The following is a 23,109-nucleotide window of genomic DNA, read 5'->3' on the forward strand; positions in this document are numbered from 1 at the left end:
AAACAAAAAAGCGCACTGAAAGCAGTGCGCTGTTTATCAATACATATTTGCTTGGTGTAATGTTAGCTTTTAGCTAGGCTCTGCGTCTTTACACGCTTTTACAGCTGGTGCAACAAGCTCTAAACCTGTTTTATCACACGGTGGAAGTTTAGCATCGCTAACAGCAATGGGGGTTACTCGCTCGCCCCATTTGATATAGCTTGCCGCCCACGTTAGGCCTGCTCCAAATGCAGCCGACATAATATTGGCATGCGGCTTAATTAAACCTTGCTCAACGGCCTCACACAGCGCAATGGCAATCGTTGCAGCAGAGGTATTACCGTATTCGCCAATGTTAACCATTACTTTACTGTCTTCAACCTTTAAACGGTTTTGAATTGCTTGAATAATGCGTAAGTTAGCTTGATGTGGAACTAGTACATCGATATCGTCTAACTTAAGGTTGGCTTGTTCAAGCACGTCGTCACAGGCTTCACTCATGCCTTTAACGGCACGTTTAAATATTTCACGGCCTTCAAATAAAAGGTCTGATGGGCCAATTGGCTCATATTTATTTAAATCACTGCCAAAATTAGTAATGTGTAAAATATCACGATCTTCGCTGTCACAGCCGGTTTTAGTTCCTAATAAGCCTGCAGGTGTTTCTGCTGCTTCAAGCACAACGGCACCGGCACCATCACCAAATAATACTGCGCTATCGCGTCGTGCCCAGTTTACGTACCACGTCATGCGCTCAGCGGCAATAACTACGGCTTTTTTGATCATACCGGCTTGAATTTGCGCTGTCGCAGCTTGTAAAGCATATAAAAAACCAGAACATGCTGCATTGGTGTCCATGGCTGCAGCGCCAGTGGCGCCAATATTTTTTTGTACTAATGAGGCAGTGTTTGCAACTACTGTTGAGGGGGTGCACGTTGCTAAAATAACTAAATCGATATCTTTTGCATCTACGCCAGCGCAAGCAATAGCATGTTTTGCAGCCACACTAGCAAGCTCGGCAGTACTTACATGGCTAACTCTACGGGCTTTGATACCGGTACGCGTGGTGATCCACTCATCAGTGGTATCTACAATTTCACTTATTTCGTCGTTGCTGATGCTGGCTGGTGGAATGCATTTGCCCCAACCAGTGATATGTGCGTAAGGCATAGTGTGTTCTCTTAAAAGTGGTATGACGTGTTCGTCTTATGAATACGTTATAACAAAAATTAGCTATTAACTCTAGTTTATAGCAGCTATAGAGCTGTAATTACTGCTATTTTACCAATTGTTTGTTGTATTTTTAGTGAAAGGTTAATTGTAAGTTTTTACTTTGTAAATTAAATGAGTGTTTAGCTTAGGTGCTTTTTATAAGCTAGTCCATCACCTTCAACACTTGCTTAAAGTACTTGTGACGTATGCTTGAGTGCAGCTATGCGAGCGGATACTATAAGGCGGTTTAGTGTATAATAATTACAATAAAAAAAGCATGTTAATCATGAATAATAAAATCAAGTGTATCCAGGAACCCTATTGTGTTAATTAAAACCGACCCAGCTATTAGCCGATTATTAATGCTGCGCAGTGGTGCCATCGTTGTTCAGCTTATTGCGGTACTCAGTGTGTATTTTTTACTAGAACATCAAATTGCACTTATGCCGTTGTTAGGGGTTATTGCTGTTGAGGCGGTTTTTCAGTTAGCCAGTGTATTTGCCTACCGGCATGTAAGCCAAGCAAAGCCAATTGGCATGTTAATGCAACTGACCGCCGATGTGCTTTTTTTAACTATTTTGTTGTCTTTAAGCGGCGGTGCAACTAACGCATTTGTGTCCTTATTGTTGCTGCCCATTATGATAGCTGCAATCACACTAAGCGCTCGAGGGCTTGCCTATATTGCTGTATTGGCCATTGCCGCCTATAGCTTATTATTAATTAAAATGCCCGAACACAGTATGCACCAAATGAATATGAATGGTCATTTTATTGGTATGTGGGTTAATTTTGTTATAAGTGCTTGCGTAATTGCGTTAGTTATAGGGGCTATGAACCGGGCTTTGCAACAGCGTGAACGCACTATTGCCAAAGTTAGAGAAAAACAGTTACGCAATGAACAACTGGTAACACTTGATGGCGCAGCGGCGCAAATTACTCATCAATTAGCAACACCAATTGCTAATTTACAATTATTATTTGAAGAGCTTTTAGAAGAGCATCCTAACAATGAAGTTATTCAGCAAATGCAAACGCCGCTATTGCAATGCCGCACTCAGCTTAACGACTTTAGAAAGCTCTCAATGCAGTTACGAGATAAAAACACTCAAGCACCCATTAAAGCAGAGCAGCTGCAAAATCAAATTCATGATACGTTACTATTACAATACCCCAATCAACAAATAAACTGGCTTAACGAGTCACCTGAAGCCACATTACAAAGTGACGCTATGCTGTTACCTGCAATTTTAAATTTATTACAAAATGCAGTACTTGCTAATCAAAAACACGCCCAAGTGCAACTTGAACTAAGTTGGCAGCAACCTGACGCACAAAACATTGCGTTAATTATTCGTGATTTTGGTGCTGGTTTTTCATCCTCAGAGTTAGCAGAGTTAGGTGGGCAGTTAATGCCTAGTGAGCAAGGCATGGGGATCGCAGTTATGTTATCAAATGTGACATTTGAGCGGTTAAATGGCTCGTTAACGGTATATAATCACCCCGAAGGCGGAGCGGTTGCAAAGATAATGATGCCACTATTAACAGCAGAGACAAAAGCATGAAGCTACTTATTATTGAGGATGATATTAATTTAGCGACAACGTTGGCACGGCGGCTAACTAAGCACGGTTTTAACTGCGAGATCACTCATAATCAAACTGATGCACTTCTAAAGGCTCGCCAGCAACAGCCTGATTGTATTTTATTAGATATGAAACTGGCTGATGAAAATGGACTGTCGCTTATTGCACCGCTGCGGCATTTACTCACTCATGCACATATTGTATTGCTGACTGGCTTTGCAAGTATAGCTACAGCCGTAGAGGCGATGCGTTTAGGTGCTAATGACTATTTAACTAAGCCTGTTGATATGGCAAGTTTATTAAAAGCACTTAAAGTTGAGGTGGCAAGTTCGGCAGTAACTGAAATTTCAGAGGGGGTTATGTCGCCCGAGCGGTTAGAGTGGGAACATATTCAACATGTTTTACACAGTAATAATGGTAATGTATCAATGACCGCAAGGCAGCTAAATATGCATAGGCGGACACTACAGCGTAAATTACAAAAAAAACCAGTGCAGCAGTAATGCAAAATCAAAAAATTATTTTATTTGATGCGCAATGTAAGCTGTGTAGTGCATGGTGCAATTTTGTTATAGCTCACGATCCGAGCATTAAATTTAAATTGTGCAGCGTGCAATCGCCGGCTGGGCAAACGCTACTTGCTCAATTTGGTTTTTCCACTACCGATTTTACTTCGATGATTTATATAGAAGCACAAAAGCCATATACCCGCAGCCAAGCCGTTTTTAGAGTGTTCAGCCAGTTAGGGTATCCGTGGAAGTTGCTTAGCGTATTTAAGTTATTACCACGAAAGCTGACTGATTGGCTTTATAATAATGTGGCTAAAAACCGTTATACATTATTTGGTAAATACCAACACTGTCGAATCCCTAAACAAAAAGATGAAGATCACTACTTATAACCACATTTTTAGCAAGTGCTGGATCACTTAGGCTGTGCTAAAATCGCGGCGTTTAATTACTAGTAAATAGGTTTTAAGGGCTTTATCATGGCAAATACAGCGCACGCACTGCATATTTTAGTAAAACATAAAGAGATTGCAGAAGACATCATTAAGCAATTAGGCAAAGGCGCAAAGTTTCAAACCTTAGCTAAAAAATATTCGTCTTGTCCGTCGGGTAAAAAGGGCGGTGATTTAGGTGAGTTTAGACGCGGCCAAATGGTTCCGCAGTTTGATAAAGTTGCTTTTAGTGGCGCAATTTTAGAGCCGCATTTAGTGAAGACAAAATTTGGTTGGCATGTGATTAAGGTGCTTTATCGCACTTAAAAAGCGGAATTTTAAGTTCCCGCTATACTTACTATTTCTCATTTTATAATTGCTAAAGCACCTTGGAATGACTATGAAGCTATTTAATTTATGCTGCAGTGTTATCCTCATTACCCTGTCTTTTTTTGCATGTGGCAGCGAGCAAACTGTGACGCTAAAAATAGGAAAACCAAGCACACCTAATATGCCTAAAAACCACTATGTTTTGAGCTTATTAGAAAAAAGCTTTGCGCAGATGAATGTAAAACTTAATATTAGTTATAGTGTTGAGCCGATGAATACCAAACGAGTATAAGAAGAGCTAAAGCACGATGGGGCTATTAATTTTGCTTGGTTAAGTATGTCAAAAGAGCAAGCAAATAGCCTCGTACACACAACCTTTCCAATATACAATGGCTTGCACTCAAAACGTTTACTGATGATAAAACAAAGCCGGCTGGGCGAATTTTCAGATATAAAAACCCTTGAACAACTAAAGCCGTTTATAGCCTTACAAAAGCAAAGTTGGTCTGATTATTATGTATTAAAGAACAATGGCTTAACAGTTAATGGTGATTTGAGTTATGAAAGCATGTTAAAAGCGTTAGATGAAGGACTTGGCGATTACTTTCCTCGTTCAGTAACTGCGATTAGAGCTGAAATACAAAAAAGCCCACAATACAACTTTGTAGTTGAGCCACATATTATGCTGCAGTACGATAATTTTTATTACGTTTATGTAAACGAAAAAAATAAAGCAATTATCGACTTATTACAGCTGGGTTTAACAAAGCTAGCACAAAAAGGTGAGCTTGATGCCCTCTACACGCATTTTTACCATGATGTTGAGGACGGGCTTGGTTTAAGTCAGCGAACTGTATTTAAACTAAAGCATTAGGGCCTGTTAACTAATCTTGCTTAGCTTCTTCTTCGCTTATTTGCTTAAGTGCTTGAATAAACGACTCACTCGGCTGCCCACCGGTAAGCGCATACTTATCATTTATAATGAAAGTAGGCACTGAAGTAATACCCATTTGCTTAAAATTATTTTGCTCTTCGCGAACCGCTTGTACGTATTTATCTGAGTGTAAAATATCACGGGCTGTGTCTTTGTTAAGGCCCACACTTTCTACCACATCCAGTAATGCACCTTCTCGATTTAAATATTTTAAATCGGTGAAGTGTGCTTCAAAAAACGCCAATTTCAACTCAGTTTGCTTGTCTTCTTCACGAGCCCACATTAGCAAGCGGTGAAGATCAAAGCTGTTGATCATGATGCGTTTACCGTCAAAATTAAAGGTAAACCCAGCTCGCTCACCCGCATCTGCCATGTTTTGACGATTTCGCGCGCTTTCTTCTTCGGTTAAGCTGTATTTTTGCTGCAAATGCTCGTCTAAGTCTTGCCCTTCAAGTGGCATATCTGGATTAAGCTCAAAAGGGTGCCATGTAATATCCGCACTCATTTCTTCTTTTAATTCTGCCAATGCGCTTTCTAAGTTCTTGTAACCGATAATACACCACGGGCACATTACATCTGAGACGATATCTATTTTAAAGTTTTTCATAAGAGTCCTTTAAGGATTGCTTTGTAATAGCAATGGATATTGGGATAAAGCCTACCTTATCAATATTTAAACAAAAAGAGCAACGAAAGCGCTGCTCTTTTATTGAATGTTTTCAGGTTAGCTGTTCAAGCCAAATGGGTCGTCAATGCTGTGGCTTGGCTGGGTAAACCAGCGCGGACCGTCATCTGTCATGTAAAAATGATCTTCTAATCTAACCCCAAACTCATCTGGAATAACCAGCATGGGTTCGTTACTAAAACACATGCCTGTGGCAAGCGGGGTTTTATCACCGCCAACTAGGTATGGCCATTCGTGAATGTCTAAGCCAATACCATGGCCCGTACGATGCGGGCAACCTGGTGTTTGGTATTCAGGGCCTAAGCCTTGAGCTGCTAAGTAGCTGCGAGCTGCTTCGTCAACCGATTCACAGGTTTCGCCAAGGGCTGCTTGATTAAAAGCTGCTAATTGTGCCGCTTTTTCAAAATCCCAAAATAGGCGTTGGCGGCTGGTTGCTTCACCAAATACATAAGTACGCGTAATATCAGAAAGGTAATCGTGCACTTTACATCCAGTATCAATGAGCACCATGTCGCCTTTTTTCAAAATTTGTGGATCTTTTACGCCATGTGGGAATGAGGTGGCAAGGCCAAACAATACAATACAGAAGTAATTACCTGGGGCACCTACTTTTTGATGGGCTTTTTTTATAAATTCTTCGACTTCTACGGTGCTAATACCTTCATAAAGCATGCTCGCTGTAGCCTGATGAACCGCTAAAGTCATATCCATGGCACATTGCATTAATGCTAATTCATTGGCTGATTTATGCATTCTACAATGTGCGGTTACAGGTTGTGCGTTAACTAGTTTTAACCCTGAACTGGCTTTATTGATGCCATCAAAAATAAAAAACTGTGCGCTTTCATCAATACCAACGGTAGCGGTGTCGCTAATATTGAGCTGCTTAAGCACTTTAACACATAGCTCAAATGGGTTTTCATGCTCTTGCCAGCCGTGTATTTGGCCATCAATAACCTTAAAGCCATTTAAAGAGCCAATTTCAAAATGTGGAGCAATGTATTGCACATCACCTACGGCAGGTAAAATAGCGCCAACAAGTCGTTCACTGGCATACCATTTCATTCCGGTGAAATACGTTAAGTTGGTACCTGCGTTTAAATAAATGGCATCAATGTTGTGCGCTTGCATATAGGCTTGCGCTTTGGCCATACGCGCTAAATACTCATCGGCCTGAATTGGCGTTACTGAGTGAGTCATATTACTTAAACTAGCAAGTGCTTGCTCGGGTGTGTGAGTACCAATACCAACTGCGGTCATATATTTCTCCTACAAAATTTTGCATAGTGTGTAGGTTTAACAGTTTAAATTCAAACTAATTGCGATTAGTGAACAAGAGGCTCAAAAAGTGGGGGTGGGTTATCAAGTCACTTATCGAAAGGACTTGATAACCTAGGGCTATTTTTTCGCGTAGGGTAAGCGAGTGAGCTTATTTGCCGTGTGGTAACTATCTAATCCGGTTACTGCAACTGTGTCGATGGCTTGTAAGTCTAAAAAGCCATCACTTTGGAGTGCTGATTCATCTACATACACATCCATTATTTCACCAATAACCAGCTCAGTGCCATTAACAGCTAAATGCTGGTTCTCTACAAATTTTACCGCGTATTTAAGTCGACTTTGTGCAACAAATGGAGCGTTAAACTCATTTAAGTATTCTGTTTTTAACCCCGTAGCATCAAACTCAGACTCATCTTTAGCGTAACGTGCCGAGGTTTGGTGAGCTTGCTGGTAAATGTCACTATTTACTTGATTAATAGTGTAAACGCCTGTTTCTATAATATTTTCAAATGTATGCCTTGGTACGCTGTGCGGGCGCATGATCATGCCAACAAGTGGTGGGTGTGCGCCTAAATGAATAACCGAACTAACGATGGCTAAATTGGTATTACCTTGCTCATCCTGTGTGCCAATTAAGTTAGCACTTTTAAACCCTGACAATGAATTTATAAAATGCGTACGTGTGTGCTTTTCAAGCGCGGCTATGCGGTCTTTGGAAAAATGCATGTGTTAATTCCTTACCATTTTATGGTGTTTCCTTGCCAATCTAGGTAGGCAGGTTCGTTGTTAAGTTCTAATTGTGGATTTTCGTAAGTAAATTTAAATAATTGCTGGGCAACAAACTCAGGGGTAAACAGTTTATCTGCAGGAACATTTTTCTGAAATGGCTTAGAAAGCTGTGTATCTGTAGTACCTGGGTGAAATAAAATCAGTTTAGTATTTTTAGCGCGACGAGCAAGCTCAATGGCGGCTGTTTTAAATAACATATTGAGTGCTGATTTTGATGCGCGATAGGTATACCAACCACCTAATTTATTGTCGTTAATACTACCTACACGAGCGCTCAGAGCGGTAATTGTGCAGTGAGTTTTGTGGTTAAGCAGCGGCACTATACTTTGTAAACACAGCAGGGGTACAAGCGTATTAGAGTGCATAAGCTGCATAAAATAATCACTGTTGATTTCTTCAAGCTTTTTTTCTGGCATGTGCTGGTCGTTGTGTAATTGACCATTAAATATAATCACTTGAGCTATATCTACTTGCTGGGATTTTAACGACTCGGTTAGCTCGTTTAGGCTTTGCGCTGAATAGTCGCTCTGAAAATAGTTTACGTTTATATCGCTGTGATCAATGTTCGATGAGCTGACACAAATAATATTAAATTGTGTTGCTTGTTGGTTTAAGTGATTAACGTAAGATTGGGCAATGGAGCTACTGGCACCAAATAAAATCACTGTTTTCATTTTTCACCTTTGCTTTTGATATTACATTGACCTGAGTTGCACTGTGCATTAGGCATTAAAAAACGACTAATATGATGACGGTATTTTGCAAAGAAAGTATAAGCATGGTCGGCAAAAAAACGAATGACGGGCAAACGAATAATTTTGAGCCAAGGATATTTGCCAACAGTACGCCAAGCTTGATAAGTCACGTCTAAGCCGTAAATTATCTGCCCATTATCAGTTTGGGCGTGCAGTATATTCATGGCGTATTGCTTATCGATTGCGGGAAAACGCTCACTAAAGTCATCAGAATTTAAATCTTCTAGTGTAATTTTATGATCAACATCGGCACGTTTTAAATGCTGCATCTCTGCATTGCAAAGGGGGCAATTACCATCGTAAAAAATGATCATGTCATCGCTTTGTGTTTATTTTACATATGCTTTTTTACGACATGCTGTTGCAAATGGATCTATTAAATAAGTAAACATAATGATATTAATAGGCCTCAAAGAAACAAAGGAGAGCTAAAAATGAGTGAACAATATGCCGCCTTGCGAGGTAATGTAAATTTACTTGGGCAATTATTAGGACAAACTATTAAAGATGCTCAAGGACAAGATATTTTAGATAAAGTAGAAGAAATTCGGGCTTTATCAAAATCATCTCGCAGTGGCAATGAAGCCGATCGTAAAGCGCTTATAGATGTACTGCATGCGCTTAGTGATGAAGAGCTTTTACCGGTTGCCCGTTCATTTAATCATTTTTTAAACTTAGCTAATGTTGCAGAGCAGTTTCATACCGTATCACGTTTTAATGATGTTGGTTTTTGCCAACTAAACCCTCTCACTCAAACATTAAAAACGTTAGCAGCAAAGGCCGAACAAGGTCAGCTTAATCATAATCATTTAGCTGAAACCCTCTCAAAACTCCACATAAACTTAGTACTAACAGCACACCCAACCGAGGTGACTCGCCGTACTATTATTAATAAACATGTTGAACTTAGCGATTGTTTAGCATCGCTTGAGCGTACCGACAATCTAGCGCAAGAACGCGAAGCAATATTAAATCGTATTGCGCAGTTAATTAGCCAAGCATGGCATACTGACGATATTCGTCGTTCACGTCCAAGCCCTGTCGATGAGGCTAAATGGGGCTACGCAGTCATTGAAAACAGTTTGTGGGAAGCGGTGCCCCGTTTTTTACGTGAGTTTAGCCAGCATGTAAAACAGCATTTAAGCTTGGAGTTGCCAGCAGATTACAGCCCGATAGAATTTACTTCTTGGATGGGGGGAGACCGTGATGGTAACCCGTTTGTAACCGCCGAAGTAACCAAGCAAGTGCTCGACCATGGCCGTTGGATGGCACTGGATTTATACCAGCGTGATTTAGAAACGCTCTGTGCTGAACTTTCTATGTCGGATGCCAGCGATGAGCTCATTAAATTGGCTGGGCAAGAGTTTGAACCGTACCGTGCTGTTTTGAAAGATGTTAAAAACCAAGTTGCAGAAACGGTGATGCATTTAAGCGCTAAAATTAAAAATAAGCGCACTGAATCTCAAGATTTAATCACCGATATTAATCAGATTAAGCACCCCATTGAAGTGTGTTATCGCTCTTTATTAAAGTGCAACATGCAAGTAGTGGCCAATGGCTTACTACTGGATATGATCCACCGAGTAAATAGCTTTGGACTGCGTTTGGCAAAACTAGACGTGCGCCAAGATTCGTCGAGACACAGTGATGTATTTTCTGAGCTAACTCGTTACTTAGGTATTGGCGACTACAACCAATGGCAAGAGCAAGATAAGCAGGCTTTTTTACTTGCTGAGCTTAACTCTCGTCGTCCGCTTATTCCTAAGCATTGGCAACCTAGCCCTGAAGTGCAAGAGGTGCTCGACACCTTTGATGTTATTGCGCAGCAAGATGCAAAAACCTTTGGTTTATATATTATTTCTATGGCCCGAACTGCTTCTGATATTTTAGCGGTGCAGTTATTACTTAAAGAGTCAGGCTGCGGTTTTGAACTACCCGTGGCGCCCTTATTTGAGACCTTAGATGACTTAAACGATGGTCATAATGTTATTACTACATTGCTTAATAATGAGTGGTACCGAGGTCATATTAAAAATACTCAAAATGTGATGATTGGTTATTCAGACTCAGCCAAAGATGCGGGTATGATGGCTGCTGGCTGGGCACAATATGAGGCAATGGACAAGTTAGTGCAACTGGCGGATGAACGCGGTATTGAGCTGGTTTTATTTCATGGTCGAGGAGGCACGGTTGGTCGAGGCGGTGCACCTGCTGCACAAGCTTTGCATTCGCAGCCACCGGGTTCACTCAAAGGGGGCCTTAGGGTGACAGAGCAAGGCGAAATGATCCGCTTTAAATTTGGCTTACCCAATGTGGCATTGCAAAGCTTAAACATATACGCGGGTGCGGTGCTGCAAAGTAATTTATTACCACCGCCAGAGCCCAAAGATGAATGGCGCGAAGTTATGGCATTAATTAGTGATGTATCGTGCGAGCACTACCGCAATGTGGTACGCCACGATGAAAACTTTGTACCTTACTTCAGAATGGCAACACCAGAATTGGAGCTATCTAAATTGCCATTAGGTTCAAGGCCAGCTAAACGTAATCCTAATGGTGGGGTAGAGAGCTTACGCGCTATTCCGTGGATATTTGCGTGGAGTCAAAATCGTTTAATGTTACCTGCATGGTTAGGCGCATTAAGTGGACTTAAAGCAGCGCTTGAAAAATATGGGATTGAAACCCTAAGCGAAATGAGTTTGCAATGGCCGTTCTTTCGAGCTCGTTTAGAAATGCTAGAAATGGTATTTAGTAAAGCGGATAGCTGGTTAAGTGAGCACTACGATAATGCGCTGGTGGAAGACATGTATAAACCTTTAGGTGTTGCCTTACGTGAGGAATTAGCTGAGGCGATAACCTTAGTGCAATCATTGAGCCCGCAAAAAAGTCTATTAGCCGACCAACCTTGGATCAAAGAGTCTATTGGGCTTAGAAATCCATACACAGATCCCCTTAACGTGTTACAAGTTGAGCTATTACGTCGCTCTCGTGGCGATGATAAAGGTAATGAAAGCGATATAGATAATGCCTTAATGATCACCATGACGGGGATTGCAGCGGGTATGCGAAATACAGGTTAATCCAAAATTAGATTAGTTTTAAAGGGAACACGCGACGTGTTCCCTTTTTTTACGCTGAATAGGCTGGTATTTCGTTTGCCAACCTTTTACACTACTTGGCCATTGAACAAATAAAAACTATTATGGCTTCAGCAACTTTTAAAGTGCAACATAATACAGCACTTAGCAATTCACACATCTCATTAAACGTAGCGCAAACCCAAGCATTACGTAGTCAATTAAAAACTCAACGCGGTATTTTACATTCAAGCGATATTAAAGCGCTTTGTACTGAACTTAATGTCAGCGAAGATACTTTATTGCAAGGCTTGGTGCCTATGGCTTCTGAATTTTCAGTTGCACCTATTTCCAAGTTTCATGTCGGCGCAATTGTTAAAGGGCTTAATTCACAAGGAAATACCACTTTTTACTTTGGTGCCAATGCTGAGTTTGATCATCAAGCACTTAGTTTAGTGGTGCATGGTGAGCAATCAGCAATTAATAATGCGTGGTTAAATGACGCTAAGAAAGTGCTGAAAATAGCCATTAGTGATGCACCATGTGGGTATTGCCGTCAGTTTATGAATGAATTGGCTGATGCAAAAGAGCTTGATATTTTACTGCCAGCACAAAATTTTAAATTAGTAGAGCTATTACCGCATTCATTTGGACCAACCGATTTAGGCAATGAGCACAGCTTATTTAACCCAGCAGAGCAAACTAAGCGCTTTAAAGAGACAAAGCTTGATGAAAAGCTGATGAGTTTTGCTTTAGCGGCTTATGTTCCATACAGTCAAAATTATAGTGCGGTAAAAATAAGCACCTTTGAAAATGGTGACTTTTATGGCAGCTATGCGGAAAATGCAGCATACAGCCCGAGCTTATCGCCATTGCAAAGCGCGGTGAGTCAATTGTTTGTAGCAGGATTAAGTTTTGATAAGCAAACAGTAAAATCAATTACTTTATTAGAAACTGGTGGTCATGAAAACCAATCAGGGGTAGCAAAAGCAGTGTTAGCAAGCTTTGATAGCTTACCAACACTTGAGGTTATTAGTGCAACATTAGCCAAGTAACACTTTAGCGGCTTCAAGTACCACGGCAACAGACTTTTTCTCAATCTCGCCGTGGTCCACGTTTGGAATTTCTTGACGTGTTCTATTTACTAATACACCTGCAACACAAGCGGCTTGTAAGCCAAGTGCGGCACACATGGTAAATAAAGTAGCCGATTCCATTTCATAGTTCATTACGCCCAATTTTTGCCATTCTTCACAGCTACCTTGTAATGACTTAGGTACGTAGCCAGAATGCGTATCATAACGCTCTTGACCTGGGTAGAAGGTGTCGCTCGAAGCGGTTATACCAATATGGAAATCGATATTAAGGTTTTCACAGGCTTTTACCATAGCTTGAGTAGCAAAAAAATCAGATACTGCAGGATAGCACAGCGGTGCAAAGTGCTGACTCGCGCCATCTAATCGTACCGAAGCTTGGCTAATTAAAATATCGCCTTCGTTAATGTGCGGTTGAATTGCACCTGTTGTACCAATGCGAAGAAAGCTACGTACGCCTAGTTGTGCCAGTTCTTCAACGGCAATTGAAGTTGAAGGGCCGCCAATACCGGTTGAGCATACCACTACAGAGTGACCGTTTAATTGGCCTAAATAAATGTGAAACTCACGCGTTTGAGCAAGGCAGGTTGGATTATCTAAGAACTGTGAAATACGTGCTGCACGATCTGGATCGCCTGGAACAATTGCCAGTTTTGCACCTTTTAAATCATCAATACACAGTCCTAAGTGAAATACCTTTTCCATAACTAAGCCTTTTTAATAAGAATTGTTGTCAATTTACCATGATTACGAGAAACATAAGTGAAGTACAGGACGGATGTCCGTATTGACTTAATTTGATTTATTCACCAACTCTGAATATTCAATCAATGGCAAAAATTACTAGAAAAATGAGCCAGTTGACTTGTTTGCTCAGACACTATATTCATACCTCATAGCAAACCAATAGCTAGGCTAAAGAGTCGGTAGCTATAATTTAAATTGTTTATATTCAATTGGTTAGTAAGTGGGTTTGGTTTTTATGTACCACTAACCTAAGAGAGTAAAATAAAGCGCCTTGTGATTTTTAGCATACTATGCAAATTATCTAAAATTAATTCAGCGTGCGATGTTTTGCATAACTACTCAATAATAGACAAGATATTCAGATTGAAAAAGGGTTTACAATGAGCACACAATTTCAAGCATTTAAAGATAAAGTTGAACACTGTTTATGTGCACCTGGCGACGGTGTTTTTACGGTCAATACGGCTAAAGAACGCAAAGCAGCGCTTAGAAATAAATTATATGGGCAAACTGAAAATGTCGATGTTTTATGGCGTGACTCACTTAACGAGCTGCCTAATTCACCACATAAAGCAGTAATGCTAGGCATTAGCTCTGATTGCGGTGGTGGGATTTTACGTGGCGCTAACTGGGGGCCTTTATTTTTACGCTCAGCATTGATTGATCAACAAACACAGTGTCGTTCGTTTGATTTAGGTGATGTACGTGTAATACCGCATTTATTACATGATAAGTATTTAAGTGAGGCCACTATCACTAATTGCCAAAAGGCCCTATACGGAAATGACAATAACGATCATTATGTAAGCCCATTGTCTATTACTGAAGATGTGTGTGATAGCTTTTATGCGACATTCCAAGACAAAGGTATTTTTGGTATTGGCGGCGACCACTCAATTAGCTACCCGTTAACAAAAGCGTATTTAAAAGCCAAACGCGAGCAAGGTAAACGTACGGCAATTATTCACTTTGATGCTCACACCGACTTACTCGTAGAGCGTTTGGGCATCGACTTATGTTTTGGCTCTTGGTGCACACATATTTTAGAATTCTTACCAGCGCCGCATCATTTAATTCAATTTGGTATTCGCTCAAGTGGCAAGCCTAAATCACATTGGGAAAGTACTTTTGGCGTAAAACAACATTGGGCTGCTGAAATTATAGAGCGTGGCGCAGCTGCGGTTGCGGCTGATGCTATTGCGCAATTAAAAGCAGACAAGGTCGATGAAGTGTATGTAAGCTTTGATATTGATGCCCTCGATGCCGAGTTTGCATCAGCAACAGGTACACCCGAAGAAAATGGCTTAACGCCACAACACGCACTTGATATTTTGTCAGCGATTGCTGATGAATTCCCTATAACGGGGGCTGATATGATGGAGATAGCTCCGTTTACTGACAGCTCTTTAGTGGGTCAATCAAGCTCTGAGACGACACTGAGAGAAGGCGCTAAAATCTCAGCGTTTTTAATTAACGCAATGAACCGCTAATTTCAAAAGCTAAAAATTGGCTATTTGCAAATAACCCGCTATATTTAATTGGCTTTTATTGAAAAGTGACGTCTTAAATTTAATAGAGCGGGTTATTGTGATTAAGTGGTGTTTTGTATTATTACTCATTGTAAGCCAACACTGCGCAGCTAAACTCACTGTTGTAACAGAGAATTTTGCACCTGCGCAGTATCTTGATGCGAACAACAATTTAGTCGGTGATGCTGCCGATATAGTACGATTAGTGCTTGATAATGCTGGGATTGATTATTCAATTTCAGTAAACGATTGGAGCATGACTTATAATATTGCATTAAGAGATCCTCAAACCTGTATCTTCTCTATTTCTCGCTCACCTGAGCGTGAGAGTAGCTTTGTTTGGTTTGCTAAATTAGCTCAATTTGATACTAACTTCTACTCACTTAAGAGCAAAGGCATTGTGCTAACAAGCCTTGATCAGGCGAAGCAATATAGAATTGCAGTATTAAAAGATAATTACAGCCACCACTATTTACTCTCCCAAGGCTTTAAAGAAAACGAAAATTTAATGCTTTTTAATAGCTTTGATAATATTTTTAAAATAATTAGAGCGCGAAGTTCCAGCATTGATTTGGTTGTAATACCTGCACAGAGAATAAATCATGAACAGTCCCACTTATTAAATGAACTACAGCTCGAGCCATTAATGCCCATCAACGTCAGCCAAGCTCCCTTATATTTTGCGTGTAACAAAAACCTACCTAATAAATTAAAGCAGCAACTTAGCACGGCCTTTGCTTTGTATGAATCGCAACTATAAATATTAAAATATTAAGAAAATAATATTATATAAATATCAATTGCCCTGTTTATAAAAGCGGCTATAATCCAGCTGCTTTTGCTAATAAAAGCGATTATTTTGGAGTTATAAATGGGTGATTTAATCGGGATTGCATTATTAATCTTGATGAGTGCGTTATTTGCGATGTCAGAAATTTCGATTGCCGCTTCACGCAAAATAAAGTTAAGAGTTATGGCCGACGAAGGAAATGTGCAAGCGCTGGCGGTTTTAAAGCTGCAAGAGCAGCCCGGTGCTTTTTTTGCCATGATCCAAATTACGCTCAATGCGATTGCCATATTAGGTGGGATTGTTGGTGAGCAGGCATTATCGCCTTACGTGCAAGAAATACTGCAATTATTTTATCAGGGGCCGTTACTTGGTCAAATTAGTTTTTTACTGTCGTTTTTAATTATTACCTCATTATTTATATTATTTGCTGATTTGCTCCCAAAGCGATTAGCAATGATTTTACCTGAAGCTGTTGCTGTGCGTGTAGTTACAATTATGCGATGGGTGACTTTCGCGCTAACACCATTGGTATTATTTTTTAACGGCTTAACCAACATCGTATTGCGGGTGTTTAAAGTACCCAGTGAGCGTGAGGATATTGTTACTACTGAAGATATTGTTGCCATGATGGATGCTGGTGCTGAGTATGGCAGCCTTCAACAGCAGGAATATGACTTAATTGGTAATGTATTTGATTTAGAAGCGCGCTTTTTATCAAGCGTGATGTCGCCACGAGAGCAAATAGTTTACTTTGATATTGATGAGTCGAGTGAAGATATAGCCAATAAAATTATAGAGCATCCACATAATCACTTTTTAGTGTGTAAAGGCAACCTTGATAAGTTAATTGGCTCGGTTGAGTCAAAAGATATTTTACGCCAAGTGCTTAAAGGTGAGGCGGCAAACATTAATGCGGATATGCTAGATAAAGATATTTTTTACTTACCAGAAACACTGAGCTTATCTGAATCGCTAAATGCGTTTAAAACAGCGGTTCACCCTTTTGCTGTGGTGGTCAATGAATATGCGCTAGTGGTTGGAATCGTCACAGTTAAAGATTTAATGAAAGGCTTTATGGGTGATTTAATCACGCATCAAAGTGAGGAGCTAATCATTGAGCGTGATGCTAACTCTTGGTTGGTCGATGGTTTAACGCCTATTGTTGAATTAGCCAAAGTACTGGAAATAGATGAGTTCCCTGATCAAAACCATTATGAAACGGTCGCCGGGTATTTAATTTACACCATGAAGCATATTCCTAAACGTGCAGAATTTATTGTATTTTCAGGTTTTAAATTTGAAGTGGTGGATGTAGAAGGCATTCGTATTGAGCAGTTACTCGTCTCTAGGGTGAACCCTGAGAGCGAGTAATAGTCGCTAAAATTAAATAATTGATTAACGGCAGTCAATGTATTTGCATTGGCTGCCTTTTTTATGGAGGTCACTGATATAGTTTAACTATTGTTTGAGTTAATTTTGTGACAACTATAATCAATTGTAAAAATGTGTAAATGTTGCCCATTAGCTATTTTTAATTGTTGTACTATAGTTTAGAATGATCGTTCATTCTAAACTAAAAGGTATTTACCATGCAGCGTTCCCGCATCGCTTTTTTTGTATTTTCAGCCCTCGTTGGTTCTGTTGCTTTAAGTGGATGTGATCAGGTAGCTGAGCAACCTAAGGCTTCTGCTCCTGCAGCAACAACCGTTGGTGTTGTCACATTAAACAGCCAAGCAATTACACTTAAAAAAGAATTACCTGGTCGTGTAAGTGCGTTTCAAATTGCTGAAATTCGTCCTCAGGTAAGTGGAATTGTGCAATCACGCTTATTTGAAGAGGGGACTCAGGTTGAGAAAGGCCAAGCACTTTACCAAATTAATCCCGATATTTTTGAAGCCGAATTAGCAGCCAGCAGAGCGGCGGTTGCTCGCGCAGAAGCCAGTATAGCCAGTAGTAAATCTAAAGCGTCGCGCTATAAAGAATTATTAGCAATTAAAGCTGTAAGCCAGCAAGATTTTGACGAAGCCGATGCAGCTTCTAAGCAAGCCTCTGCAGAATTATTAACGGCACAAGCGCAATTAAAAAGCGCGCAAATCAACCTTGATTATAGCCATGTTTCTTCGCCAATTAGCGGCCAAATTAGTAAATCAAGCGTTACTGTAGGTGCATTAGTTAGCGCAGGTCAAACAAGCGCGCTGGCAACAGTTACACAGCTTGATCCTATCTATGTAGATTTAACCCAATCAAGTAATGAGTTAACTAAACTCAAAAGAGCGCTGGCATCAGGTGCTTTAGGTGTCGACTCTACAACACAAACCGATGTAGAACTAATAATGGAAGATGGCTCAGTATATCCTCATAAAGGTACATTACAGTTCTCTGAAGTGACGGTTGATCCAAGTACTGGGTCAGTGACTTTACGTGCTAAATTTCCAAACCCTGAAAAGCTATTACTACCAGGTATGTATGTGCGTGCTGAGGTGGTTGAAGGTGTTAAGTCAGACGCAATATTAGCTCCTCAACGTGGTGTGAGCCGTAATACCAAAGGTGAACCTACAGCTATGGTTGTTAGCAAAAACAACACCGTTGAAAGCCGTGTATTAAAAGTAGAGCGTACTTTAGGCGCAAATTGGTTGGTGAGCGAAGGCTTAGCCGATGGCGACCAATTGATTGTGGAAGGGCTACAAAAGATTCGCCCAGGTGCACCAGTTACGGCAACCGCTGCACAGTCTTCTGCAAATAACAGCCAATAACGGAGAGTTTTATGTCACGATTTTTTATCGATAGGCCTATTTTTGCTTGGGTATTGGCAATTGTTGTTATGCTTGCGGGTATTATTGCCGTTAAAAGCCTACCCGTTGCTCAATATCCGTCTATTGCGCCGCCAGCGGTTACCATTACAGCTAACTATCCTGGTGCATCTGCACGTACTTTAGAAGACTCGGTGACTCAGGTTATTGAGCAAAAAATGAAAGGCTTAGATGGCTTGTTATATATGTCATCAACCTCACAGTCGAGCGGATCAGCAACACTGACGCTAACATTTGATGCCGAGACCGATCCAGACATTGCCCAAGTACAAGTGCAAAATAAGTTAGCGACCGCTACGCCATTATTGCCTGAAGAAGTACAGCGCCAAGGTGTGGTAGTGGCCAAATCATCATCAAGCTTTTTACTGGTTGTTGGTTTTGTGTCGCAAGATGGCAGTATGACTAATATTGATATTGGAGACTATGTATCGTCGAATGTGCAAGACATTGTGTCGCGTGTAGACGGTGTAGGTGAAGTGGAGCTGTTTGGCTCTCAATATGCAATGCGTATTTGGCTCGATCCGGCTAAATTACAAAACTATAAGCTAACCCCTAGTGATGTATCAGCAGCAATTAAAGCACAAAATGCACAGGTGTCAGCAGGTCAGCTAGGTGGTATGCCGTCACTTGCTGGACAGCAGCTTAATGCGACTGTCACTGCGCAAAGTCGATTACAAAAACCAGAGCAGTTCAGAGATATTTTAGTAAAAACTAACAGCGATGGTTCGGTTGTTCGCTTACAAGATGTTGCCGAAGTTGAACTAGGCGGTGAAAGCTACGGTGTAGTTGCTCGTTTTAATGGTAAACCAGCATCGGGACTCGGTGTAAAGTTAGCCAGTGGCGCTAATGCACTTGATACCGCACAAGGAGTAAAGGATGCACTTGAAGAGCTTAAGCCTTTCTTCCCACAAGGGCTTGAAGCGGTTGTGCCTTATGACACGACTCCCTTTGTTGCACTTTCAATTGAAAAAGTAGTACATACTTTAATAGAAGCCGTAGTACTAGTGTTTGTTGTTATGTACTTATTTTTACAAAACTTTAGAGCAACTATTATCCCTACTATAGCCGTTCCTGTGGTACTGCTAGGTACGTTTGGCGTTCTATTTACCTTTGGGTATTCAATTAATACGCTCACTATGTTTGCGATGGTATTGGCCATAGGTTTGCTGGTAGATGATGCGATAGTGGTAGTTGAAAACGTAGAACGTTTAATGACTGAAGAAAAACTCTCTGCAGTCGAAGCAACTCGAAAGTCTATGGATGAAATTAAGGGCGCGCTTGTGGGTATTGCCATGGTGCTGTCGGCGGTATTTATCCCTATGGCATTTTTCAGTGGCTCTACAGGGGTTATTTACCGTCAGTTCTCTATAACGCTGGTAACAGCAATGGGGTTATCGGTATTAGTGGCGCTTATTTTAACACCTGCACTGTGTGCTACGTTATTAAAACCGAGTCATGTGCATACTGATGGTAGCTTTATAGGTCGTTTTTTCTCAGGCTTTAACCGTGGTTTTGATAAAACCAATAGAGGTGCACAAGGCTTTGTTGGGCGAATGATCAAGCACTCTAAACGTTATTTGCTTAGTTATGTTTTGATTGTCGGTGGTATGGTCACTATTTTTTCAAGCTTACCTACTGCGTTTTTACCGGACGAAGACCAAGGTATTTTGTTTAGCCAAGTAATGCTGCCAGCAGGTTCTACAACAGAGCAAACGCTTGAAGTGGTTAAAAAAGTAGAAAACCACTATTTAGAAGAACAATCTGAAGCCGTTGCTTCAATCTTCACAGTTACTGGTTTTAGTTTTGCAGGCTCAGGGCAAAACTCAGCCATTGGTTTTGTGAGCTTAAAGCACTGGGATGAGCGCCAACGTGACGACTTATCAGTGGGAGCGGTTGCAGGAAAAGGCATGGGCTATTTTTCAACGATAAAAGAGGCGCTTGTGTTTGCATTCCCACCTCCGGCAATTATTGAACTTGGCACTGCCAACGGCTTTAATATGTTTTTACAAGATCGGGTTGGTTTAGGTCATGACGAGCTATTAAAGGCGCGTAATCAGTTATTGGGTATGGCTAGTCAAAGTCCAATACTGGCAGGTGTTCGTCCAAACGGGCAAGAAGATATGCCTGAATTACAACTGGATATTGATCTTGCAAAAGCAGAGGCCCTTGGTGTATCACAAGGTGATATTAACAGTACGCTTTCTACTGCTTGGGGTAGTAGTTATGTGAACGATTTTATCGACCGTGGCCGTGTTAAAAAGGTATATCTGCAAAGTAAGGCCGATGCGCGCATGGTGCCTGAAGATCTAAATAAGTGGTATGTGCGAAATAAAAGCGGCGACATGGTGCCATTCTCAGCGTTTGCTAGTTCATATTGGTCATATGGCTCGCCTCGTTTAGAGCGCTATAACGGCTTTTCAGCTATGGAAATTCAAGGTAGTGCTGCGCCTGGTTACAGTACAGGTGAGGCTATGGATGAAATGGAGCGCTTAGTTAAGCAGTTACCTAATGGGATTTCCTCTGAATGGACTGGTATTTCATTCCAAGAACGTTCAAGTGGTGGCCAAGCGCCGCTTCTTTATGGTCTTTCACTATTATTTGTATTTTTGTGTTTAGCAGCACTTTATGAAAGTTGGTCTATCCCATTTGCAGTAATGATGATTGTACCTCTGGGTATATTGGGGGCTGTTATGGCTGCTTTTTTAGGTAACTTATCAAATGATATTTACCTTCAAGTTGGCTTATTAACCACCATAGGGCTTGCCTCTAAAAATGCGATATTAATTGTTGAATTTGCTACCCATAAAATGGATGAAGGCTTAAGTTTGGTAGATTCAGCCATTGCAGCTGTACGACTTCGTTTACGTCCTATTTTAATGACCTCAATGGCATTTATCTGTGGTGTTTTACCGCTTGCAATAGCCTCGAGTGCAGGCTCTGGTGCTCAAAACGCCTTAGGTATTTCAATTATAGGCGGAACACTTGCTGCTTCATCACTGGTGGTAATTTTTGTACCGTTGTTTTTTGTTTTAGTACGTAGACTGTTTTCAGGTAAAGCTAAAACCACCTCGCAGGAGGGAGTTTAATGAGTGTAAGAACAATTAGTTTTAGTGCTTTAACTTTAGCCATTTTATCTGGATGTCAGTTAGCTCCTCAGCAAGAAACACTTAATTTACCTGTCCCTGATGCGTATGCATCAGAGGCAGGCAAAGGACAAGTTTCGTCACTAAAATGGCAGCAGTTTTTTAATGATGAAAAGCTCAAAGCACTGATATCATTAAGCCTCGAGCACAATAAAGACCTGCAAATAGCAGCACTTAATGTGCAACGAGTGCGTGGTTTATATCAGATCGAAGATTCAGCGCTATATCCTTCGCTTGATTTCAATGCATCAGGCAGTCGTCAGCGCTTGCCAGCTGATTTATCAGCCAGCAGTCAGCCTCAAATTAGCTCCCAATACAGTGCAACTGTGGGCATGACCGCTTATGAGTTAGATTTATGGGGCAAAGTGCGTAATCAATCAGAGCAAGCATTACAAACGCTTTACTCTACGCAGCTTAGTGAATATAGCATGCAGGTATCGTTAATTTCTGAGCTGGCAAATGCGTGGCTTAATTATGCGACCGATCAGCAATTACTTGCTTTAGCTCAAGAGACGTTGTCATCGCAGCAAGCTTCTTTATCATTAACGCAGAAAAGTGTTGATTTAGGTGCTGCCTCTGAAATTACCCTAGAGCAATTAAAAAGTACCGTAGCTACTGCAAAGGTTGATATTGCAAAGTATAAGCGTTTATTAAAACGTGATAAAAATGCGCTTGATTTATTAGTAGGTAATCCGGTTGGGCAGGACTTACTACCGACTAAAGAGTTGAACTCATTACTTGATTTACCCGCTGTTCCTGTCGGCCTTCCGTCTGATTTACTAACACAGCGTCCTGATATAAAAGCGGCCGAGCACCAATTATTTGCTGCAAATGCCAATATAGGGATTGCGCGGGCAGCGTTTTACCCAAGTATTAGTTTAACAGCCAATGCAGGAACAGCATCACGTGATTTAAGTAATTTATTTGATGCAGGATCAGGTACGTGGAGCTTTATGCCGTCGGTAAATTTGCCTATTTTTAATATGGGACGTAACCAAGCTAATTTAGATGTCGCTAATGCAGAGCAACAAGTTGCTGTAGCAACGTATCAGCAAAAAATTCAGCAAGCGTTTCGTGAAGTTGCTGACGTGCTTGCTGATAGAGAGGGTTACAATGCCCAATTAAGCGCACTTGAACAGCTACTACAAAGCCGAAAAATAACCTATGACTTGTCACAGGCGCGATACGATAAAGGGGTCGATAGCTTTTTACAAGTGCTCGACGCTCAGCGAACTTGGTATAGCGCAAAGCAACAACTGATCACCGGTCAACAAGCTTTGCTTGCAAGTCAAATTAATTTGTACAAAGCCGTTGGTGGTGGGTGGGAAGTAATTACCGATCAAAGTAATTAGCATGCATTAAACCGGTGAGTTATGGCTGGTTTATCTGTAGTAAAGTGATACCGTTTAACGTTTACCTCTTTATTATCAA

Annotated in this window: 21 protein-coding genes; 14 read left to right on the plus strand and 7 right to left on the minus strand. The window is 40.8% G+C overall.

The annotated features are described in order from the left end of the window. Positions 1 to 69: 69 nt before the first annotated feature. Positions 70 to 1,149 carry a ketoacyl-ACP synthase III gene (locus CWB78_RS12455; protein ID WP_010389122.1) on the minus strand — a complete coding sequence of 360 codons (1,080 nt, stop codon included), beginning with the start codon at positions 1,147 to 1,149 and terminating at the stop codon, positions 70 to 72. A gap of 365 nt (positions 1,150 to 1,514) precedes the next feature. Between CWB78_RS12455 and CWB78_RS12460 the strand changes: the two genes are divergently transcribed. The 6 genes from CWB78_RS12460 to CWB78_RS12480 all read left to right on the plus strand — a co-directional run bounded on the left by CWB78_RS12460 (position 1,515) and on the right by CWB78_RS12480 (position 4,918). Continuing rightward, positions 1,515 to 2,753 (plus strand): sensor histidine kinase, encoded by a 1,239-nt coding sequence (locus tag CWB78_RS12460; RefSeq protein WP_138595850.1) that lies wholly within the window; start codon positions 1,515 to 1,517, stop codon positions 2,751 to 2,753. Next, positions 2,750 to 3,277, plus strand: a complete 528-nt coding sequence (locus CWB78_RS12465; RefSeq protein WP_109875211.1) for a response regulator transcription factor — start codon at positions 2,750 to 2,752, stop codon at positions 3,275 to 3,277. The genes CWB78_RS12460 and CWB78_RS12465 overlap by 4 nt, the downstream gene beginning before the upstream one ends. Continuing rightward, the gene (locus CWB78_RS12470) at positions 3,277 to 3,675 is read left to right on the plus strand and encodes a thiol-disulfide oxidoreductase DCC family protein (protein ID WP_138595852.1); all 399 of its coding nucleotides are present in this window, start codon (positions 3,277 to 3,279) and stop codon (positions 3,673 to 3,675) included. Before CWB78_RS12465 ends, CWB78_RS12470 begins: the two co-directional genes overlap by 1 nt. Positions 3,676 to 3,762: 87 nt before the next feature. Continuing rightward, on the plus strand, positions 3,763 to 4,041 hold the full coding sequence (ppiC, locus tag CWB78_RS12475; RefSeq protein ID WP_008464312.1) for a peptidylprolyl isomerase PpiC: 279 nt from the start codon (positions 3,763 to 3,765) through the stop codon (positions 4,039 to 4,041). Positions 4,042 to 4,114: 73 nt separating this feature from the next. Next, entirely contained in the window at positions 4,115 to 4,336 is a 222-nt protein-coding gene (locus tag CWB78_RS18980; RefSeq protein ID WP_249930457.1) for a hypothetical protein, read from the plus strand. Positions 4,337 to 4,381: 45 nt separating this feature from the next. Then, positions 4,382 to 4,918, plus strand: a complete 537-nt coding sequence (locus CWB78_RS12480) for a transporter substrate-binding domain-containing protein (protein ID WP_249930458.1) — start codon at positions 4,382 to 4,384, stop codon at positions 4,916 to 4,918. A gap of 10 nt (positions 4,919 to 4,928) precedes the next feature. Here the strand turns inward: CWB78_RS12480 and CWB78_RS12485 are convergent, their stop codons facing one another. The 5 genes from CWB78_RS12485 to CWB78_RS12505 form a co-directional block, all read right to left on the minus strand. After that, entirely contained in the window at positions 4,929 to 5,585 is a 657-nt protein-coding gene (locus CWB78_RS12485; RefSeq protein WP_138595854.1) for a DsbA family oxidoreductase, read from the minus strand. Between the two features lie 117 nt (positions 5,586 to 5,702). Next, complete coding sequence (locus CWB78_RS12490) at positions 5,703 to 6,923, minus strand: M24 family metallopeptidase (RefSeq protein WP_138595856.1); 1,221 nt, start codon at positions 6,921 to 6,923, stop codon at positions 5,703 to 5,705. Positions 6,924 to 7,061: 138 nt separating this feature from the next. After that, on the minus strand, positions 7,062 to 7,670 hold the full coding sequence (locus CWB78_RS12495) for a flavin reductase family protein (protein WP_054201270.1): 609 nt from the start codon (positions 7,668 to 7,670) through the stop codon (positions 7,062 to 7,064). An 11-nt stretch (positions 7,671 to 7,681) separates the two neighbouring features. Continuing rightward, on the minus strand, positions 7,682 to 8,407 hold the full coding sequence (locus tag CWB78_RS12500; RefSeq protein ID WP_138595858.1) for an SDR family NAD(P)-dependent oxidoreductase: 726 nt from the start codon (positions 8,405 to 8,407) through the stop codon (positions 7,682 to 7,684). Next, positions 8,404 to 8,802: a thiol-disulfide oxidoreductase DCC family protein gene (locus tag CWB78_RS12505; protein ID WP_054201268.1), complete on the minus strand. Its 399-nt coding sequence runs from the start codon at positions 8,800 to 8,802 to the stop codon at positions 8,404 to 8,406. Before CWB78_RS12505 ends, CWB78_RS12500 begins: the two co-directional genes overlap by 4 nt. A 120-nt stretch (positions 8,803 to 8,922) precedes the next feature. On the opposite strand from CWB78_RS12505, the gene ppc reads away from it, so the two are divergent. Beyond that, a complete protein-coding gene (gene ppc, locus CWB78_RS12510) occupies positions 8,923 to 11,568 on the plus strand; it encodes a phosphoenolpyruvate carboxylase (protein WP_010389091.1) in 2,646 nt (881 codons plus the stop codon). Positions 11,569 to 11,690: 122 nt separating this feature from the next. Continuing rightward, entirely contained in the window at positions 11,691 to 12,620 is a 930-nt protein-coding gene (cdd, locus tag CWB78_RS12515; RefSeq protein ID WP_138595860.1) for a cytidine deaminase, read from the plus strand. Here the strand turns inward: cdd and udp are convergent. Beyond that, positions 12,609 to 13,364 (minus strand): uridine phosphorylase, encoded by a 756-nt coding sequence (gene udp / locus CWB78_RS12520; protein WP_008112319.1) that lies wholly within the window; start codon positions 13,362 to 13,364, stop codon positions 12,609 to 12,611. The two genes, cdd and udp, sit on opposite strands and share 12 nt — an antisense overlap. Before the next feature lie 422 nt (positions 13,365 to 13,786). On the opposite strand from udp, the gene CWB78_RS12525 reads away from it, so the two are divergent. The 6 genes from CWB78_RS12525 to CWB78_RS12550 all read left to right on the plus strand — a co-directional run bounded on the left by CWB78_RS12525 (position 13,787) and on the right by CWB78_RS12550 (position 23,030). Further along, entirely contained in the window at positions 13,787 to 14,896 is a 1,110-nt protein-coding gene (locus tag CWB78_RS12525) for an arginase family protein (RefSeq protein ID WP_138595862.1), read from the plus strand. Between the two features lie 97 nt (positions 14,897 to 14,993). Further along, positions 14,994 to 15,695 (plus strand): substrate-binding periplasmic protein, encoded by a 702-nt coding sequence (locus CWB78_RS12530; RefSeq protein ID WP_010389085.1) that lies wholly within the window; start codon positions 14,994 to 14,996, stop codon positions 15,693 to 15,695. A gap of 111 nt (positions 15,696 to 15,806) precedes the next feature. Further along, the gene (paeA, locus tag CWB78_RS12535) at positions 15,807 to 17,096 is read left to right on the plus strand and encodes a polyamine export protein PaeA (RefSeq protein ID WP_138595864.1); all 1,290 of its coding nucleotides are present in this window, start codon (positions 15,807 to 15,809) and stop codon (positions 17,094 to 17,096) included. 218 nt (positions 17,097 to 17,314) lie between these two features. Further along, a complete protein-coding gene (locus CWB78_RS12540; RefSeq protein WP_138595866.1) occupies positions 17,315 to 18,478 on the plus strand; it encodes an efflux RND transporter periplasmic adaptor subunit in 1,164 nt (387 codons plus the stop codon). A gap of 11 nt (positions 18,479 to 18,489) precedes the next feature. Continuing rightward, positions 18,490 to 21,621, plus strand: a complete 3,132-nt coding sequence (locus CWB78_RS12545; protein WP_138595868.1) for an efflux RND transporter permease subunit — start codon at positions 18,490 to 18,492, stop codon at positions 21,619 to 21,621. Beyond that, entirely contained in the window at positions 21,621 to 23,030 is a 1,410-nt protein-coding gene (locus CWB78_RS12550) for an efflux transporter outer membrane subunit (protein WP_138595870.1), read from the plus strand. The genes CWB78_RS12545 and CWB78_RS12550 overlap by 1 nt, the downstream gene beginning before the upstream one ends. Positions 23,031 to 23,109: the final 79 nt, after the last annotated feature.

It is taken from the genome of Pseudoalteromonas sp. S1612 (assembly GCF_005887175.1).
Classification (GTDB): Bacteria; Pseudomonadota; Gammaproteobacteria; order Enterobacterales; family Alteromonadaceae; genus Pseudoalteromonas; species Pseudoalteromonas undina.

Excerpts from the sequence above, each read along its gene's own strand:
- CWB78_RS12455 (WP_010389122.1), bottom strand. The coding sequence starts at position 1,149 with ATGCCTTACGCACATATCACTGGTTGGGGCAAATGCATTCCACCAGCC.
- CWB78_RS12465 (WP_109875211.1), top strand. The coding sequence starts at position 2,750 with ATGAAGCTACTTATTATTGAGGATGATATTAATTTAGCGACAACGTTG.
- CWB78_RS12470 (WP_138595852.1), top strand. The coding sequence starts at position 3,277 with ATGCAAAATCAAAAAATTATTTTATTTGATGCGCAATGTAAGCTGTGT.
- ppiC (WP_008464312.1), top strand. The coding sequence starts at position 3,763 with ATGGCAAATACAGCGCACGCACTGCATATTTTAGTAAAACATAAAGAG.
- CWB78_RS18980 (WP_249930457.1), top strand. The coding sequence starts at position 4,115 with ATGAAGCTATTTAATTTATGCTGCAGTGTTATCCTCATTACCCTGTCT.
- CWB78_RS12480 (WP_249930458.1), top strand. The coding sequence starts at position 4,382 with ATGTCAAAAGAGCAAGCAAATAGCCTCGTACACACAACCTTTCCAATA.
- CWB78_RS12485 (WP_138595854.1), bottom strand. The coding sequence starts at position 5,585 with ATGAAAAACTTTAAAATAGATATCGTCTCAGATGTAATGTGCCCGTGG.
- CWB78_RS12490 (WP_138595856.1), bottom strand. The coding sequence starts at position 6,923 with ATGACCGCAGTTGGTATTGGTACTCACACACCCGAGCAAGCACTTGCT.
- CWB78_RS12495 (WP_054201270.1), bottom strand. The coding sequence starts at position 7,670 with ATGCATTTTTCCAAAGACCGCATAGCCGCGCTTGAAAAGCACACACGT.
- CWB78_RS12500 (WP_138595858.1), bottom strand. The coding sequence starts at position 8,407 with ATGAAAACAGTGATTTTATTTGGTGCCAGTAGCTCCATTGCCCAATCT.
- CWB78_RS12505 (WP_054201268.1), bottom strand. The coding sequence starts at position 8,802 with ATGATCATTTTTTACGATGGTAATTGCCCCCTTTGCAATGCAGAGATG.
- ppc (WP_010389091.1), top strand. The coding sequence starts at position 8,923 with ATGAGTGAACAATATGCCGCCTTGCGAGGTAATGTAAATTTACTTGGG.
- cdd (WP_138595860.1), top strand. The coding sequence starts at position 11,691 with ATGGCTTCAGCAACTTTTAAAGTGCAACATAATACAGCACTTAGCAAT.
- udp (WP_008112319.1), bottom strand. The coding sequence starts at position 13,364 with ATGGAAAAGGTATTTCACTTAGGACTGTGTATTGATGATTTAAAAGGT.
- CWB78_RS12525 (WP_138595862.1), top strand. The coding sequence starts at position 13,787 with ATGAGCACACAATTTCAAGCATTTAAAGATAAAGTTGAACACTGTTTA.
- paeA (WP_138595864.1), top strand. The coding sequence starts at position 15,807 with ATGGGTGATTTAATCGGGATTGCATTATTAATCTTGATGAGTGCGTTA.
- CWB78_RS12540 (WP_138595866.1), top strand. The coding sequence starts at position 17,315 with ATGCAGCGTTCCCGCATCGCTTTTTTTGTATTTTCAGCCCTCGTTGGT.
- CWB78_RS12545 (WP_138595868.1), top strand. The coding sequence starts at position 18,490 with ATGTCACGATTTTTTATCGATAGGCCTATTTTTGCTTGGGTATTGGCA.
- CWB78_RS12550 (WP_138595870.1), top strand. The coding sequence starts at position 21,621 with ATGAGTGTAAGAACAATTAGTTTTAGTGCTTTAACTTTAGCCATTTTA.